This is a genomic window from Hymenobacter coalescens, from assembly GCF_054783195.1.
In genome coordinates, this window is sequence record NZ_BAAGRA010000019.1 from 283238 (window position 1) to 300449 (window position 17212).

Below are 17212 nucleotides of genomic sequence, written 5' to 3' on the forward strand. Positions count from 1 at the left end.
AAGGACGCTAGCGGGCGGCTACCGACTCGGGCAGCGGGAAGCCGGCCACCTCCCGCACCGCGCCGGGCGCCAGATCGGCCAGCCACAGCTCGCCGATGCGCACGCGCACCAGGCGCAGCGTGGGAAAGCCGGCGGCGGCCGTCATCTTGCGCACCTGTCGAAACTTGCCCTCCGTGAGCGTAATCGACACCCAGCTCGTGGGGCCGTGCCGTTCGTCGCGGATGGGGCGGCTGCGCGGGGGCAGGGCGGGAGCGGCGTCGAGGCGGTGGGCGCGGCAGGGCGCCGTCTGGTACTTCACGTCGCGCAGCCCGATGGCCACGCCCTGCTGCAGCCGGGCCACGGCTTCGTCGGTTATCAGCCCGTCGACCTGCGCGTAGTATTCCTTTTCCACGCCGCCGTTGCGGATTTGCTCGCTCAGGCGGCCGTCGGTGGTGAGCAGCAGCAGGCCTTCGCTTTCCTCGTCGAGGCGGCCGATGGCCATGGTGCCGGCCGGAAACGCGTGGAGCTCACCCAGGAACCGTTTTTTGCGGGCTTCGCGCGCGTCTTCGCTCACAAACTGGCTGAGGTAGCCGTAGGGCTTGTGGAGCATAAAGTGCCGGTGCGTCGTCATGCGGTCAGGAGCGGGGAAAGAGGCTGGGCCGGCAACCGCGTGCGGCCGCGTTTGGTGCCCGAACAGCCCGCGAAGCTACGAAGGCCGCGGGTCTCAGAGCGCGCCCACGCGGCGAAAAAAGCCCTCGGGAGTGACTTCGTAGCGGCTGCGGCCCACGTTGATGACGGCGCCCGGCGGCAGCTGGCTCAGGTCGGTCAGGTCGTTTTCGAGGGTGTGCAGCGAATAGCCCAGGCGGCGGGCCAGGGTGAGGTAGCGCGGGTTGATGTAGCTGGTGGCGCCGCACAGGATGATGCGCACCGGCAGGCGGGTGCCCTGCAGCAGGCGGGTGTCGCGGGGGAAGGTGTGGTTATCGGCCACCCAGATGATTTCCGTGGCGTCGGGGGCCAGCTCGTGGGCGTGCAGCAGGGCTTCAGCGTCGTTTTCGGGGGCGTCGCCGCCGCCGCCGGCCAGCATGGCTTCCAGCACTTTCTGCTTGATGCGGGCGAAGTCGGTGGTGCGTACCGCGTACAGCCCGCCGGTGCGCCCGACGACCTTGGCGCGGTCGGCCGCGTCGTTGCCGTCGTTGAAGAACACGAGCGTGCGTGCTTGCTCGGCCGGGCTCAGCTGCAGCCACACCAGCAGATCGGCGGTGTAGGGATACATGCTGCCGGTCACGTCGGCCACCACCACCTGCTTGCGCCAGTCGGGGTGGCGGTCGAGCACCCGGGCCACGGCGTTGGGGTCGGGGGTGGGAATGGGCGACTCTTCATCGGGGTCGCCGGGGCGCAGCAGCCGGGCCTGGCAGCCGTCCTTGCTCAGGCGGATGCGGTGCTTACGCATGAGCGAGTCGTTCAGGAAGAAGCCGGTGAGGCGCAGTCCCTGCGGCCGCACCGGCAGCGCCACGCGGCCCGTCACCACGAAGGGGTAGCGGTTTTTGCCCAGGGCGAAGCCGCTGGCGAAGCTCAGCCCCTCGCCGATGGCCGCCGTCAGCTCCTGGGGGCAGGGCGGCGCGGGGTGGGCCGAATCGGGCAGCAGCTGCACGCGCTGCACCGTGCCCTGGTGGTCGACGTCGGCCCGGAAAGCCACGGTGCCGGACGGCGGGTTGTTGTCGGGGCAGCGGTAGCCGCGCTTCACGCGCTTGGCCATGCGGCGCAGCTTCTCGGTGCTGCGCGGGTAGCTGCAGCTGAGCGGCACGCCGGGCTTCTTGCGCAGGGCACGCACCTTTTCCACCTTTTTGGCCGCCGCGTCGAGCCGGGCCGTGAGCTTGTCGACCTCCGCGCGCGAATCGGCCCGGGTGTAGCGCTTTTCGATGTAGAGCACAAAGCCGTGGAAGTAGCCCTGGCACTGCGCGGGGCTGTTGCAGCCGGTTTGCTCCACCAGGTTCCAGGTCAGGGCTTCGTCTTGCAGAATGCCCGGCAGGCGGGCCTCCAGGTTGCGCAGGCGCTGTAGGTTCAGCTCACGCTGACTGAAGGCCGGGTCGAAGCGGTAGGCCGAGTACACCAGGTCGACGCGCACCAGCTGCCGCTCGCGCAGGCGCAGGGCCGCCAGCTCGGGCGCCGAAAACGTGGAAGGCAGCGTGAGCACCTGGTAGCCGCTGTCGGGGTAGTAGCGCGGCACGCGGTAGGCGTTGAGCCCGTCGTAGAGCGCCTGCAGCGCCCGGTCGCTCGGGGGCGCCTGGGCACGGGCACCGGCGGCGCAGGCCAAACAGAGCAACAGCAGGAGAAGAAAGAGGCGCACGGGCAAACGGCGGGCTGAGAGCGGCGAAGAAACATATTCAACGCGCCCCGGCTACGCTGGCGTATGCGTAAAAGCCGCGTTGTGGGTTGAGGCTCAGCCCGAAAAAAAGCCGCGGCGGCGGAAGCTGCCGGAGCTTCCGCCGCCGCGGCGGGGGGGAGGTGGCCAGTACGGGCTACTTCAGCCGGGCCTTGCCTTTGTAGTGCACGTCGCTGGCACCCGAGCGGCGCGCGGTCAGCTCCCCGTCCACGTACACGAAGGCGTCGCTGGCGCCGGAGGCCTGCACGTCGGCCTGCTGGCTCTGCAAGGCGTAGGCGCGGTAGTCGCTGGCGCCGCTGACCTGCACCTGCTGGCGCTCCACGCGGCCCGTGAGGCGAATGTCGCTGGCCCCGGAGGCGCTGGCGGTAAGGGTCTTGGCGGTGAGCTGCAGGGTCACGTCGCTGGCCCCCGACGCGCGGATGGAAAAGTCGTCGGCCGTGAAGCTGCCGGTGCTCTTCAGCTCGCTGGCCCCCGTCACGGTCACGCCCGTCAGGCGCGGGCAGGTCACGTACACGAAGATGCGCAGGTTCTGGTTGGAGGGCCAGTGCACTTTGTGGCCGCCGTCGCGGTAGATTTTCAGCGTGCCGCCGGCCACGTCCGTGTGGATGCGCGCCAGCACGGCCGGATCGGCCTGCACCGCTACCGCGGCCACGGGGCCCGGCTGCACCACCACCGTGACGGTGCCACTGGCCTCGATGCGTTCGAAAGGTGCCTCCACGGGCCGCGTCTGGGCGTTTTGGGCATCCTGGGCCCAGGCAGATGCGGCAGAAAAACCCGTGAGGGCCAGCACGGCCAGGGTGGTGCGGAGGGTTGAAGTCGTGTTCATAGCTTGCGGGAAAGGGTTCAGTGGGGCTGGATGTGGCGGTAGATGCGGCCGCCCGCCAAGCCGTTGCCCCAGTCGCAAACTTTTTCGGCATTCCCGCTACTGGGGGCGGGCCTACACGTGGCGCTGGTCGTCGAGCCAGCGCAGCATTACGTTCATAAACTCAAAGTTCAGCTCGGGATTTGCCATCTGGTCCATGCGCATGGCCTCGGGCAGGTCACGGGCGTGGTTGAAGTGGTGGTCCACATCGGGCAGCAGCACGAAGGAGGCGCTGCCGGGGTGCACCTGGTTGACAGCGTCGGCAATAATCTGGTGGTCGAGGGAGTAGGAAATGTAGTCGGAGGCGCCGCGCAGGGCCAGCACGGGCGCGTGCACCCGCTGCCAGGCGGCGGGCAGGTTCAGGTCCTGCCACTGCTGCATGTAGGTGTAGTGCTGCGGGAAGCGGAGCAGCGGGCGGGCCGCCGGGTAGCGGGCCAGCACCTGCTCGGGCGTCTGCTTTTCGGTGAGCAGCAGGTGCAAGGCGGCCGCGTAGAGCTGCATGGTCTTGTTGAGCGAGTCGTAGGGCACGCCCCGCAGCTGGCTCTGGTTGCGGGTGTTTTCCAGCAGGTACTCGATGAAGGTGCGGCTGACGGTGCCGAACACCACGATGCCGCGCAGGTTTTCGCCCTGGGCCACCAGCGGCGCCATTACCCCGCCGATGCTGAAGCCGGTGATGAACACGTTCTGCTGGTCCACGAAGTCGAGCCGGCGAATGGCGGCCAGCCCGGCCTTGTAGCCGCCGGCCTCGCTCAGCAGGTCCGATTCCAGGCACGGCGTGCCCTGACTGTCGCCCATGCCAGTTTTATCGATGCGCATGGTGGCGTAGCCGTGGCGCGAAAGCGAGTCGATGATGCGGCGGGTGGGCTCCTGGGTGGCCAGCGGGTTGTCGAGCGAAAAGCAGCCCACGCCTTGGATGAAGAGCACCATGGGCACCTTGCCCGGCCGGCCGCGCGGCCGCGTGACGATGGTACGCAGCCGGTTCGGGCCGTGCGTGACGGCGCCGTACTGCACGTCGTAGAGGGGGCTTTGCTCCTGGGGCAGGGGCATGAAGGTGACCTTCTTGCGCAGCTGCCGGCCGTCGCGCAGCAGCACGAACGTGGCCTTGTCGCCCGCGCGGTACTGCCGGAGCAGGCTTACGAATGGGGCCGCGTCCGGCCCGAGCACGGTGCCGTCGACCTGCCGCACCACGTCGCCGGCCTGCAGCCCGGCCGCCTCCGCCGACGACTGCGGCCGCACGCCCTGCACCAGGATGCCGTTGCGGTCGGGCAGCCGGTAGCGCTGCTGCAGCTCGGCGTCGATGCCGCGCAGCTCGATGCCGACGAAGGGACGCCGCGCCAAGTTCTGGGCGGCGGCACGAAGCGGGAAGAAGGTGGGTAAGCTGAGCAGTAAGAGCAGCAGCAGAGGGCGCACGCTTGTGTTCATAGGTCAGAAAGGCAGGGAGCAGAAAACCAGGAAGCCGGGGGCCGGCCTGGAAACATGGCAAAAGATGCATATAGCCCGGCGGCGTTGCATCGGGGCCGCGCTGGCGAAGCTCGGCGCTGCGTCGTAGGTTGCGCCGGCTTCTCCGTTGCCCCGGCTCCTATGAAACGTCTTCCCTGCTTCGGCGCGGCCCTACTGGCCGGTCTGCTGCCCCTCACCGGCCAGGCCCAGGCGCCCCGGCTCACGCCCGTGCAGTACCGCCAGGACGTGGAGTTCCTCTGGCAAACCGTGCGCGCCAACTACGCCTACCTCGACCAGAAGCAGACCGACTGGGCCTGCGTGCGCGCCCGCTACGCCGCGCAGGCCGATACGCTCCGCTCGCGCCGCGCCCTGGTGAGCCTGCTCGAAGCCATGCTCCGCGAGCTGTACGACCACCACGCCGCCCTCAACACCAACCGCCCCGACTCGCCCCGGCAGGTGCCCTCCGGCGCCGACCTCTACGCGGAATGGGTGGCCGGCCGGGCCCTCGTGCGCGACGTGCGCCCCGGCTTCGGCGCCGAGCTGGTCGGCATCGGGCCGGGCACCGAAATCGTGGCCGTCGACGGCGTGCCGGTGGCCGAAGCCATCCGGCCCTTCCTCGGCGCCTGCCTGCGCCCGCCCGCCGACGACGCGGCCCGCACCTACGCCCTGAACGTGCTGCTGGCCGGCCGCCACCACACGGGGCGCCGCCTGCAGGTGCGCACCGCCGCCACCGAGACCGAGGTGCGCCCCGACGAGCCCCGCGCCTTGCTGGAGCACATCCGCTACCCGGCCCGCCTCGAAAGCCGCCGCTACGGCTCCACGGGCTACATCCGCCTGCACAATTCCTTGGGCGACAACGCCCTCATTCCGGCTTTCGACAGCGCCTTGACCGCCCTGCTCGACACCCGCGGCCTCATCCTGGACCTGCGCGATACGCCCGGCGGCGGCAACAGCACCGTGGCGCGGGCCATCCTCGGGCGCTTCATCACCCGCGAGCAGCCCTATCAGCAGCACGAGCTGGTGGCCGAGGAACGCGCCTTCGGCGTGAAGCGCCGTTGGACGGAACTGGTGGCGCCGCGCCCGCGGCCCTACACCCGCCCCGTGGTGGTGCTGGCCGGGCGCTGGACGGGCAGCATGGGCGAAGGGCTTACCATTGCCTTCGACGCCATGCGGCGGGCCACGGTGGTGGGTACCCCGCTGGCCCGGCTCGCCGGGGCCATCTACAGCTACCGGCTGCCGCACTCGGGCATCGGGTTCAGCATTCCGGCCGAGAAGCTGTACCACCTCGACGGCACCCCGCGCGAAAACTACCGGCCCCGGGTGTTGGTGGAGCCGGCCGCCGCCCCGACGGATGCCGCCCTGGCCAAAGCCCTGCGCCTGCTGCGCTGAGGCGTGCGCGTGGCCGGCTGGCCGTGGGGCGGCGGGCCGGCAGATCGACCATAACCCCGCCGCGGCCCGGTGCGTTAGGCACTAGCTCACAACCAACGCTTTGGAGTTATGTCCGACAAACCCACGCTCTTTCCGCCCCAGCACCAGGACCAGCAGCCGGGCCTGGAAAGCGAAATGACGCCGCAGCCCGAGTACATCCGCCCGGGCTATAAGGGCGCCGACAAGCTGCTCGACAAAGTGGCCCTCATCACCGGCGGCGACTCCGGCATCGGGCGGGCCGTGGCCGTGCACTTCGCCCGCGAGGGCGCCGACGTGGCCATCAGCTACCTGCCCGTGGAGCAGCAAGACGCTGAAAAAGTGCGCGAGTTGGTGGTGGGCGCCGGCCGCCGCTGCCTGCTGCTGCCCGGCGACCTGCGCGACCCCGCCTTCTGCCAGCACATCGTGGAGCGCACGGTGCAGGAGCTCGGCAAGCTCAACATCGTGGTCAACAACGCCGCCGAGCAGCACTTCCACAAAGACCTGACGGAACTGCCCGACGAGGAGCTGGAATCGGTGTTTCAGGTCAACATCCTGGCTCAGTTTCGGGTGACGCGCGCGGCCCTGCCCCACCTGCAGGAGGGCGACAGCATCATCAACACGTCGTCGGTCAACGCCTTCCGCGGCAACGAGAACCTGCTCGATTACAGCTCCACGAAGGGTGCCATCACGGCCTTTACCCGCTCGCTGGCCCTGCAACTGGGCTCCAAGGGCATCCGCGTGAACTCCGTGGCGCCCGGCCCGATCTGGACGCCGTTTATTCCGAGCACGGCCGGCGCCCTGCAAACGGCCACTTTCGGCCGCGACACCACCATGGGCCGTGCCGGCCAGCCCTCCGAGGTAGCGCCGGCCTTCGTGTTTCTGGCCTCGGAAGACGGCTCGTACTTCACCGGGCAGACGCTGCACCCCAACGGCGGCTCGGTGGTGAATGCCTAAAGTTCGGCGCTTCCACCCCGGCGCGGCGGCATCCAATAGCAGGATGTTGCCGCGCCGCGTGGCGTCAGGGCCGGGGCGGCAGCAGCTCGTAGCGCTGCCACTGGCCCACCAAGCCGATCGGCCGGAAACCGTTGTGCGTCAGCACCCGCTGCGACGCCTGGTTGTAGTCGGCCGTGTCGGCCACGATGCGGCGCAGCTGCAGCGTGCCGAAGCCGAACGCGCACATCGCCCCCACGGCTTCGGTCATCAGCCCCCGGCCGCGGTGCGCGGGGTGCAGCACGTAGCCGATTTCGCCGCTCCGCCCGGCAAAGCCGCGGTAGAAGCCGCAGGTACCCACCGGCTCGTCGGTTGCGGCCAGGGCTACGGCCCAGTGCAGCAACTGGCCGGCGCGGTAATCCTGCTCGATGCGGGCCAGCATGCGCTCGGCCTCGGCCTGTGAGCCGGCCGGCTGCCCGTGGTAGTAGGTGATGGGCCACACGGTGGGCAGGTCGGCCGTGGTGAGGGCGCGCAGGCGCAGCGTGGGCGTGAGCAGCTCGGGTAAAGTCTGGAAGACCTGCGGGGGAAGTGACATGGGCGTAAGGTGGCAACGTTGCCGACAACGATTGCGCAAATAAAGGGCGCGGGAGCGGGCCGTTACGGCAAGGTATTCGGTAATATCAACCTGATACCGACCGCTCGCATTTCCACCCCTCATGTCCCTGGGATTCCCGTTTTCCGTTGCCGGCCTGGCGCTGCTGGGCTTTTCTGCTTTTACCACCCCCGCCACCGACCCGCCGCTGGCGTTTCCCGGCGCCGAGGGCGCGGGCCGCTTCACCAGCGGCGGCCGCGGCACGGCCGCCGCGCCCACCACGGTGTTTGAAGTCACCAGCCTCGCCGACGACGGCCAGCCCGGCACCCTGCGCCACGCCCTCACCCAACAGGCGCCGGCGCGCACCGTGGTCTTCCGCGTGTCGGGCACCATTCACCTGACCTCGGCGCTGAGCATCAGCCAGCCCAACACCACCATTGCCGGGCAGACCGCGCCCGGCGACGGCATCTGCCTGGCCGACTACCCTGTGAGCGTGAAAGCCGACAACGTCATCGTGCGCTTCCTGCGCTTCCGCATGGGCGACCGGCACCAGAACCAGGGCTTTGTGGAGGGGGCCGGCGGCGACGACGCGTTTGGCGGGGGCTTCGGCAAAAAGCATATCCTCATCGACCACTGCTCCATGAGCTGGAGCTCCGACGAGGTGTGCTCCGTGTACAACGGCGACTCGACCACCGTGCAGTGGTGCCTGATGAGCGAACCGCTGAACTACTCCTACCACTTCGAGAAGGGCGACAAGGACTTCGAACACCACGGCTACGGCGGCATCTGGGGCGGGCAGCGCGCCTCGTTTCACCACAACCTGGTGGCCCACTGCAACTCCCGCACCCCGCGCTTCAACGGCAGCCGCCACGCCAAGGTGGCGGGCTGGGAAAACACCGACCTGCGCAACAACGTGTTCTACAACTGGGGCGAAAACAACGTGTACGGCGGCGAGGGCGGCAACTACAACGTGGTCAGCAACTACTACAAGTACGGCCCGAGCACCAAGGCCTCGGTGCGCTTCCGCGTACTGAACCCCTACAAATCCGAAACGCTGCCCTACGGCCGCTACTACGTGGCCGGCAACTACGTGGACGGCTCCCCCGAGCGCACCGCCGACAACTGGCTGGGCGTGGACATGCAGGGCGGCGCCGACCGCGCCCAGGCCCGCGCCGCGCAGCCCTTTGCCATCGGGGGCGTGGTCACGCAGTCGGCCGCGGAAGCCTACGAAGCCGTGCTGCGCGGGGCCGGGGCCGTCCGTCCGCGCCGCGACACGCTGGATGAGCGCATCGTGCGCAACGTGCGCCAGCGCACGGGCCGCATCATTGATGTGCAGGGCGGCTACCCGCACGGCACGCCCTACACCACCTCGCAGAAGGCCTGGCCGGTGCTGAAGGCCGCCCCCGCCCCCGCCGACTCGGACCACGACGGCATGCCCGACCAGTGGGAAAAAAAGCACGGCCTGAACGCCGCGGATGCCACGGACCGCGGCAAGGCCGGCACCAACGGCTATACCATGCTGGAAATCTACCTCAACGAGCTGGCGGCCGGTCAGTAAGCAGGCAAAGGGAAGCGAGGCAACGGCCCTCGGTGCGAGCCGCCCACAAAGCCGCCGCCCCGGGTGGCGTTGGGGGGTGAAGCCGGCTGGAAGAGCATCGGGCGCGGGGCCCAGGTAACCTCGTCGGCAGCGCCCGCGTACCAACGCCCAACATAGCCGAGCGGCTATGCTGCAATTCTCCTTCCGACCCTCAATTCCCATGAAACGCACCTTCCTGTTGCTTGCCGGTGCCGCCAGCCTCGCGCTGACCACCGCCTGCAACCAAGATAAACCCGCCGCCGTGGACGCGGCCACTACCCCCGCCGCCGATACGGCCGTGGTCGTCGACGATGACGCCGACATGACCGTGTATCAGGACCAGGCCAACCGCACGGCCGACCAGGTAGCCGCCGACCTCGGCCTGGCCAACGACACGGCCCGCGTGCGCCGCCTGCGCACCACCTACTACACCCGCGCCCAGCGCTACGGTGACCTCGACGCGCAGTACGAAGCCGACACCACCGGCCGCTACACCGCCAGCCGCCAGATCAACACCGACACCGACACGGAGGTGCGCACCATCGTGAACGACGACGCGAAGTACCGCACCTACGAAACCAACCGCAGCCGCTACTACGGCGACGGCACCAGCACGACTACTACGACGACCACCACGACCACGGAAACCGCCGCGGCTCGTCCGGCCCGCCGCCGCAGCCCGCGCATCGTGAAGTATGAGAACAATGGCGGCGAGGTCAAAATCGTGTACGCCAACGGCACGACGGTGAAAATCGATAAGGACGGTGACCGGAAGGTGGAGTACGCCGACGGCACCAAGGTGAAGCGTGACGCCGACGACGGCCAGGTGAAAGTGAAAGACTAGCCCCACGCGCCGGGAGCTGGCGGACGGTTTACGCCGCCCGCTCGCGCGTGGCCACAACGCTAAAAAGCCACCGGTTCCGGGCAAATGCCCGGAACCGGTGGCTTTTTGCTTCTCGTCCCTGATGGATTTTAGTCCACGGCCCCGGGCGATGGGTGAGCCGCGCCGTCAGCGGGCCGCAGGCGGCTCACTAGCGCGTAGAGCACCAGCCCCAGCCAGGCCATCAGCCCGAAGGCCCAGCGCAGGCCGGCCGCCTCGGCCACGAAGCCCACTACCGGTGGCACCACCAGAAAGCCGAAGTAGCCCACCGTGGACACGGCCGCAATGGCCGCGCCGCTGCTCAGCGCGCTGGTGCGCCCGGCCATGCCAAACACCAGCGGCACCACGCAGGCCACGCCCAGCCCCACCAGCGCAAAGCCCAGGCCCGCCACCAAGGGCTGCGGCACGGCGGCGGCCAGCAGCAGGCCCGCCGTCATGAGCAGGCCACTGCCGCGCAGCAGCGGGCGCCCCCCGTAGCGGCTCACCAGCGCGTCGCCGAGAAAGCGCCCGGCCGTCATGGCCACCATGTACACCACGAAACCCACCGTGCCCACCTGCGCCTGCGCGGCCTTGGCAAAGTAGATGGCGCTCCAGTCGTACATCGTGCCTTCGCAGGCCATGGAGGCAAAGGCCATGATGCCGAACGGCAGCAGCGACTTATCGGGCCAGGCAAAGGCCGGGCGGCCCGGCTCCCGGGGCGTGGCCGGCAACGAAAGGCTGCCGGGAAAAAACGCCAATGCGAGTCCGGTCAGGGCCACCGCCACGGCCAGAAAATGGTAGTTCGGGCCCACGCCCGCCGCCACCAAGCCCGCGCCCAGGGCCGCCGCCCCAAACCCGGCCACGCTCCACACGCCGTGAAAGGTGGCCAGGATGGAGCGCGGGTACAGCGCCTGCACGCCCACCGACTGCGCGTTCATGGAGATGTTGAGCAGGTTGCGCGAGGAGCCGAAGCAGAACAGCAGCGCCACCAGCTGCCAGGTATGGGCCGCGAAGCCCAGCAGGGCCAGGGCCACGTTGTAGAGCACCGCCCCCAGCAGCATAATCTGCCGGCTGCTGAAGCGCTGCAACAGCAGCCCCGTAACGGGCAAGGTCAGCATCAGCCCCGCCGGCAGGGCCAGCAGCACCGAGCCCAATGCGGCCTCGCTAAGCCCCAGCTGCTGCTGAATGGTGGGAATGCGCGAGGCCCAGGTAGAAAACCCAAAGCCCGACACCAGAAAATACAGCGTAACAGCCACCCGCGCCCGCGTGGCCGCGGCCTGCTCCTTCGTCATATAGCCTTGCAAAACTGCCCGCAAAGGTAGGCCGCAGCCATTCCGCCGGCGCCGGCTCACTCTCGGTAATGGTCAGGCGTTGGGCCGCCGCGCTACTTCACGCCGTAGCGGCGCAGATCCGCTTCGATGCGCTCGTTCCAGCGCTGCTGGGCGGCCTCGTTCAGGCCGTTGTCGGTTTCCGCGTCGTATTGCTCCTGCAACTGGTTCATCTCGCGCCACGACTGCAGAAACTGGTACTGCATGCGCGCGTCATAGTTGGCCAGCGAGAGGCTGTCCGGCGTCACTTTGCGCCGGAAGCGCTCGGCCACCACCTGCACCAGGTCGAAGTGGCGCTGCTCGTGGTTGAGGGTATACGCCGTGCGGGCCGAAGGCAGCACCCAGGAGGAGGTGCGCACCACGAACACCTTGGTTTGCAGGCGCAGGTGCAGTACGCCGGCCTTCGTCTGGGCCTGTGCCGTGTAGGCGAAGCTCGGAAAGACCGAGGCCGCAAAGCGCCCCGCCGGCCGGGGCACGGCCAGGAAGTCGTCGAGGGAAAGCGGATGGGCCGGCGAGTAATACAGCGTATCCGCGTCGGGCACGAAGGGCAAGCTGCCCGTGTGCACCTGCAGGCGGGTAGCCAGTTTGGCGTTGACGGCCGCTTCGCGGTTCATCCACACGTTCAGGTACTTCAGGGCTTCCACCAGTGCCTGCTGCAGCACGGGGCCGGCCAGCGCAAACGAGCCGTTGAGCGGCCGCATATAGCGCGCCGCGCCAGTATAAGTCGTCAGCGGAATCGTCTGCCCCTCGCGCTGCCACTCGAAGGCCAGGGAAAGGGCCAGCTGCCCGTTGGCCCAGCCCGGCGCGCCGTTGGTTTCCCGGATGCGGCACTCGCGCAGCCGGATGGTGAGCGGGCGCAGGCGCGCGTTGTGCGGCACGCTTTGGGCCATAAACTGGCGGATGCTCGCCAGAGCGCCGCCCGTCAGGTCCACGGCCTGCAGGATCGTGCCGGGCTGGGCGGGCTGAGCCGGGCGGGCCAGCATCTGCGCCACGGCGCGGCGCTCGGGGCGCTCGTCGAGCACGGCGGCCACGTAGAACTCCGTGGGCGTAATGGCCGCGGGCACCGGCTGCAGCACCAGGGTAGGGGAAGGCGTTGCGGGGCGGGGCGTCTGGGCCGGCACCGGCCAGGCCGCGAGCAGCAGGCTCAGGCCGAGCAGCAGGCGCGGCCGCCCGGTGGTGGACTTCAGAAAGGCGATAAGCGAGGACAACAGCAAAGCAAAAACCGTGAGGCGGCCCAGGGCTAACGCGGCCGGCTACCGCGCAAGTTCAGCCCGCGCTTCGGGCGCGGCAACCGGCGGCCGCGGCTGGCAACGTTCCCGACATCGTTTGCGCAAATAAATCCTTGCCGCCGCCCGGTTTCGGCGGCCCGCAGGCGCTAGTATTAGTTTGTATTCAAGCGCTTTGGGCAGCGGGGCGAAGCTGCGGCGGCTGCCCGGCCCGGCGCGTCCTTCCGCCTCTTCTATTTCCCGTATGACCCCAACTTTTACGCTGCTTCGCGCGGCCGCTGCGGCGGCCCTGCTGCTACTGGCCCCCACCGTGCTGCCGGCCCAGCAGGTGGCCTTTCCGGGGGCCGAAGGCGCCGGCAAGTTTACCACCGGCGGCCGCGGCCGGGCCGCGGCGCCCACCATCGTGTTTGAAGTCACCTCGCTGTCGGATGCTCCCGGGGCGGCCACCACGCCGGGCACCCTGCGCTACGCCCTGACGCAGACGGCGGCCTCGCGCACCATCGTGTTTCGGGTGTGCGGCACCATTCGCCTCACCTCGCGGCTGAGCATCAACAAGCCCAACACCACCATTGCCGGCCAGACGGCGCCCGGCGAAGGCATCTGCCTGGCCGACCACCCGGTGAGCATCTCGGCGAATAACCTGATCATCCGCTTCCTGCGCTTCCGCCTCGGCGACCGGTTTCAGAACCTGGGCATGGTCAACGGCTCGGGCGACGGCGACTGCCTCAGCGGCACTGGCTACAAAAACATCGTCGTGGACCACTGCTCCATGAGCTGGTCCAACGACGAAGCTTTCACCGTGTACAGCGGCGACAGCACCACCCTGCAGTGGAACCTGATCAGCGAGCCGCTGAATTACTCCTACCACTTCGAAACCGGCGACACCGACTACCAGCGGCACGGCTACGGCGGCATCTGGGGCGGCGCGCACGCCTCCTTTCACCACAACCTGTTTGCCCACTGCCTCAGCCGCACGCCGCGCTTCAACGGCAGCCGCTACATCAACCAGGTGAACTGGGAAAACTGCGACTTCCGCAACAACGTGCTCTACAACTGGGGCTCCAACAACGTGTACGGCGGCGAAGGGGCCAACTACAACGTGGTGGGCAACTACTACAAGTACGGCCCGAGCACGAGCACCAGCGTCCGGTTTCGCATCCTGAACCCCTACAAGCAGGCCTCGGCGCCCGCGCTGCCCTACGGCAAGTACTACTTCACCGGCAACTACGTGGACGGCAGCCCCGCCGTCACCAACCGCAACTGGCTGGGCGCGGTGATGAACGGCGGCTCGGCGGCCGATACGGCCCAGGCCCGCGCCACCACGCCCTTCCCGCTGATTCCCATCCCAACGCAGTCGGCCCAGGATGCTTACAACGCCGTGCTGCAGGGAGTGGGCTGCGTGCTGCCTGCCCGCGACACGCTGGATCAGCGCATCATCAACAACGTGCGCCAGCGCACAGGCCGCATTATTGATGTGCAGGGCGGCTACCCGCACGGCACGCCCTACAGCACCTCGCAGAGCGCCTGGCCGGTGCTCACCTGCGGCCCCGCCCCCCTCGACACGGACCACGACGGCATGCCCGACCAGTGGGAAACCCAGAACGGCCTGAATCCTAACGATGCCGCCGACCGCAGCCGCGTGGGCCAGGGTGGCTACACCATGCTCGAAAACTACCTCAACGGCCTTACCACGGCCGTGCTGAGCACCAAAGGCCGCGCTGCCGTTGCCGAGGCCCTGGTGGCGTACCCCAACCCCGCGGCCGACCAGCTCACGCTGCGCCACCCGCTGGCCGGCCGCACCGCCCGCGTCACGGTATACAACTTCAGCGGGCAGGTGGTGGCCCGCTACACCAGCGCCGCCGGCACCGCCGAAACGCACCTGCCGCTGGCTGGCCTGCCCGCCGGCAACTACCTGCTCCTCTTCGCCGACGAGCACGCCCGCCTGACCACCAAAATCGTCAAGCAATAAGCAACTCCTGCCGCAAGCGCAACGGCGGCGTTCGGCTCATTGGCCGGGCGCCGCCGTTGCGCTTGCGGCCGGTTGCAACGCGACGTAGCGCCACGCCACCGCAGGCCGTCCGGCAGGTTCTGCTGAAACCACGAGCCTCGGAAGGAAGCAGAACTGAGAGTCCGTTGCCAGGCGTCGCCCGGACCGCGACGACGCCCCACTGATTGACACAACAATGGCTGCTAGGAAGCAAAAAAACGCGCCGCCGGACCGAAGTCCGGCGGCGCGGTGCCTGGGGCTAAAAGGCCGCCGGGTTACTGCTTCACAATGCGCGAGGTGAGACGCTGCTGCCCATCGGAGTACTCCACCAGGTAGATGCCCTGGGGCAGCCCGCTCAGGGGCAGCACCGTGGCGCTGGTGTTCGGCTGGGTGGCAAAGTGGGCTACGCGGCTGCCGGTAGCCGAGTACACGGCCACGCTGCCGGCCGCTTTGGTGGCCGGGTGCTGCAGCTGCAACTCGTTCTGCACCGGGTTCGGGAAAGCCGTGAGCGGCTTGATGGCGGCCAGCGGACGGCCGGCCGTTACCACGGCTTGGCGGCTCTTCACGATGACGTCCTTCACCAGTGCAAAGCGCGAGTTAGTGCCCGTGCTACTGCAGCTGAAGTACAGGCGCACGGTCAGCGTCTGGCCGGCCGTGAGCGTCACGCCGTTGGCACCGTTGAGAGCGAAGCGGTAGTTGTTGTTGTTGACGGTATTACCCGGGATGCGCAGCAGCGACACCGGCGTCAGGAAGCCGCCGGTGTTGGTGGCCGGCAGGGTGCCGGCCGGGCCTTTGCCCCCGGTCACGTCAGTGGAGTCCGACACGAAACCGCTCCGCGAATACACCACGGCCATGTTCGTGTTGCTGTCCGTGGTCAGGAAGCCCGCCGTCACCAGCACCGAGTCGGCGCGCACGGTTTGGCCCGCAGCTGCCGTGACGGTGAATTGCTCGTAGTAAACGCGCTTTAGCGTGCCGCCGGGGCCGCCGGCTGCCGTGCCCCAGCCCGCGCCCGGAGCTTGCGGAGCAATGGCCTGGCCGTAGAGGGCCGAGTACGGCCGGGCTGCTGCCAGCGCAGAGCCATCCGACACTACCAGGCGCCTGAGCGTGGGCGTGCTGGCCGTGACACCGGCCGAGCGCACGGCGGCGCTGTCCTGGGCGCTGGCTTTCAGGGGCCAGTGCTGGTATACTTGGGTTTGGGCTTGGGCCTGTCCGGCCAGTGCCAGACCAAATACAAGAGCCGTGGCTTGGGCAGCCGAATGCGCCGGCAAGAGGTTAGCCAGATTGGTGAGTAATGTTTTTTTCATAAAAAAGGGAGTGGGAATGACGGGCTGGCGCGGCGAAAGCGAAAAATGCGCAGTTGACGGTGCACGCCGATCTAATTTTCCTAAATCCCCGGCAGAAGCAGTGCCCGGACGCCTGGTTTATTTGCGCAAACGATGTCGGGAACGTTGCCGGCGCCGCCGCGGGCCCATTGTCGAGGGGGGCAGCGCTTCGTAAGCGGCTGTTTAAGAGACGCTGCTCAGCCAAGCGTCGGCCTCGGCTCGCTGCTGAAACCGGCCGAAGACCAGCCCGGACAGGGTGTTGCTCACGACACCCGGCGTCGAGAGCCGGTGCGCGGGTACCAGCCTCCCCCACAATGGCGCAGTAGCGCACCCCGGCCAGGGGTACGTAGCGGGCCGAGCGAAAACACGCTGCCGGCGGTGTTGCGCAAGAACAGGGTTTCCCGGTCAGGCACCAGGCAAAGGCGCCGCGCCTGGGCGTGCGGTGAAGAGGATAGGAAAAGGCCGATGAGGGCACTCGGGACGAAGCATCTATGGCCGCCAAGCCCGGTGCTGGCGCGCCTTATCGGATGGTGACATTGCACCAACGTTGGCAGACGACCGCCCCTGTTTCGCCCCCGCATTTCAAGCTAGCTGCCACCGCCCTTCGTGGCACTCCGCGTCAGGGCTGCCGCTGAGCCGGCGTGAATTAGCCGATATTATTTATAAGTGGCGAATCTTGCTGCTGATTGTCAATGATTTACTTTTTGAATGTCGGGGTAATGCACAGCTTGTGGAAAACTTGTGCAAAACTTTCAGCGGCCGGAACCAGCCTTAAGCCGGGCGCTGCCGCTCCATATGCAGCCAGCGCACCTGGTTGTGCGTGACCTCGCGGGCTAGCCGGAAGCCGGCCTTTTCGTAGGTGCGCACGGCCCGGGTATTGGAGGCCGCCGGCACGATGGTGCACAACTCCACGCCGAGTTGAGAGAAGAGGTATTCGACCAGGGTATTGAGCGCGTCGGTGCCGTAGCCACGGCTGGTATCGGGGCTCTGGGCAATCCAGATGTCCAGCTCCGCGGAGTTGTCGAGCGGGTCGATGCTGTCGTAGTTCACCTGCCCGATCAGCCGGTCGCCCACCATGATGCCAAACGACTGGCCCAGCGCGGGGTCGGAGCCATCGAAGTAGTGCGGCTGGTAATCGGTGAACAGCTCTTCCCAGGTGGGCAGGCCCGGCCCGTTGTCGACGCCGAAGATGAAGGGCGTTGCGTCGGAGCGCACGGCCCACTGGTAAAACAGGTCTTTGTCGGCTGGGGTAAGCGGGCGTAAGGTCACGAGGGTGCCCTGAAGCAGCTGAGGAGTACTGGCCATGCGCGGAATAGCGGTG

14 protein-coding genes are annotated in these 17212 nt (G+C 68.2%); 5 read left to right on the forward strand and 9 right to left on the reverse strand.

The genetic code is table 11. From position 1 onward, the window contains the following. Positions 1-7 precede the first annotated feature (7 nt). The 4 genes from ACYVKQ_RS17700 to ACYVKQ_RS17715 all read right to left on the reverse strand — a co-directional run bounded on the left by ACYVKQ_RS17700 (position 8) and on the right by ACYVKQ_RS17715 (position 4646). Positions 8-610, reverse strand: coding sequence for a pseudouridine synthase (locus ACYVKQ_RS17700; protein WP_460676682.1), 603 nt, complete (start codon positions 608-610; stop codon positions 8-10). A gap of 93 nt (positions 611-703) precedes the next feature. Continuing rightward, positions 704-2326 (reverse strand): hypothetical protein, encoded by a 1623-nt coding sequence (locus ACYVKQ_RS17705; protein ID WP_460676683.1) that lies wholly within the window; start codon positions 2324-2326, stop codon positions 704-706. A 172-nt stretch (positions 2327-2498) separates the two neighbouring features. Next, complete coding sequence (locus ACYVKQ_RS17710) at positions 2499-3188, reverse strand: head GIN domain-containing protein (protein WP_460676684.1); 690 nt, start codon at positions 3186-3188, stop codon at positions 2499-2501. 111 nt (positions 3189-3299) lie between these two features. Beyond that, positions 3300-4646, reverse strand: coding sequence for an alpha/beta hydrolase family protein (locus tag ACYVKQ_RS17715; protein WP_460676685.1), 1347 nt, complete (start codon positions 4644-4646; stop codon positions 3300-3302). 159 nt (positions 4647-4805) lie between these two features. Between ACYVKQ_RS17715 and ACYVKQ_RS17720 the strand changes: the two genes are divergently transcribed. Next, on the forward strand, positions 4806-6053 hold the full coding sequence (locus ACYVKQ_RS17720; RefSeq protein WP_460676686.1) for a S41 family peptidase: 1248 nt from the start codon (positions 4806-4808) through the stop codon (positions 6051-6053). A 108-nt stretch (positions 6054-6161) separates the two neighbouring features. Next, positions 6162-7025 (forward strand): SDR family oxidoreductase, encoded by an 864-nt coding sequence (locus ACYVKQ_RS17725; RefSeq protein WP_460676687.1) that lies wholly within the window; start codon positions 6162-6164, stop codon positions 7023-7025. Positions 7026-7089: 64 nt separating this feature from the next. Here the strand turns inward: ACYVKQ_RS17725 and ACYVKQ_RS17730 are convergent, their stop codons facing one another. Further along, a complete protein-coding gene (locus ACYVKQ_RS17730; RefSeq protein WP_460676688.1) occupies positions 7090-7596 on the reverse strand; it encodes a GNAT family N-acetyltransferase in 507 nt (168 codons plus the stop codon). 121 nt (positions 7597-7717) lie between these two features. Between ACYVKQ_RS17730 and ACYVKQ_RS17735 the strand changes: the two genes are divergently transcribed. Then, positions 7718-9151 carry a pectate lyase family protein gene (locus ACYVKQ_RS17735; RefSeq protein WP_460676689.1) on the forward strand — a complete coding sequence of 478 codons (1434 nt, stop codon included), beginning with the start codon at positions 7718-7720 and terminating at the stop codon, positions 9149-9151. A 199-nt stretch (positions 9152-9350) separates the two neighbouring features. Continuing rightward, positions 9351-10013: a T-complex 10 C-terminal domain-containing protein gene (locus ACYVKQ_RS17740; protein ID WP_460676690.1), complete on the forward strand. Its 663-nt coding sequence runs from the start codon at positions 9351-9353 to the stop codon at positions 10011-10013. 128 nt (positions 10014-10141) lie between these two features. Here ACYVKQ_RS17740 and ACYVKQ_RS17745 read toward each other — a convergent pair whose 3' ends face one another. Together ACYVKQ_RS17745 and ACYVKQ_RS17750 are read right to left on the reverse strand one after the other, a co-directional pair. After that, the gene (locus ACYVKQ_RS17745; protein WP_460676691.1) at positions 10142-11320 is read right to left on the reverse strand and encodes an MFS transporter; all 1179 of its coding nucleotides are present in this window, start codon (positions 11318-11320) and stop codon (positions 10142-10144) included. A 92-nt stretch (positions 11321-11412) separates the two neighbouring features. After that, positions 11413-12564 carry a hypothetical protein gene (locus ACYVKQ_RS17750; RefSeq protein ID WP_460676692.1) on the reverse strand — a complete coding sequence of 384 codons (1152 nt, stop codon included), beginning with the start codon at positions 12562-12564 and terminating at the stop codon, positions 11413-11415. A gap of 262 nt (positions 12565-12826) precedes the next feature. Between ACYVKQ_RS17750 and ACYVKQ_RS17755 the strand changes: the two genes are divergently transcribed. After that, entirely contained in the window at positions 12827-14551 is a 1725-nt protein-coding gene (locus ACYVKQ_RS17755) for a T9SS type A sorting domain-containing protein (protein WP_460676693.1), read from the forward strand. A 293-nt stretch (positions 14552-14844) separates the two neighbouring features. Here the strand turns inward: ACYVKQ_RS17755 and ACYVKQ_RS17760 are convergent, their stop codons facing one another. Both ACYVKQ_RS17760 and ACYVKQ_RS17765 read right to left on the reverse strand, forming a co-directional pair. Then, positions 14845-15873: a T9SS type A sorting domain-containing protein gene (locus tag ACYVKQ_RS17760; protein WP_460676694.1), complete on the reverse strand. Its 1029-nt coding sequence runs from the start codon at positions 15871-15873 to the stop codon at positions 14845-14847. A gap of 789 nt (positions 15874-16662) precedes the next feature. Then, positions 16663-17196, reverse strand: a complete 534-nt coding sequence (locus ACYVKQ_RS17765; RefSeq protein WP_460676695.1) for a GNAT family N-acetyltransferase — start codon at positions 17194-17196, stop codon at positions 16663-16665. Positions 17197-17212 lie beyond the last annotated feature (16 nt).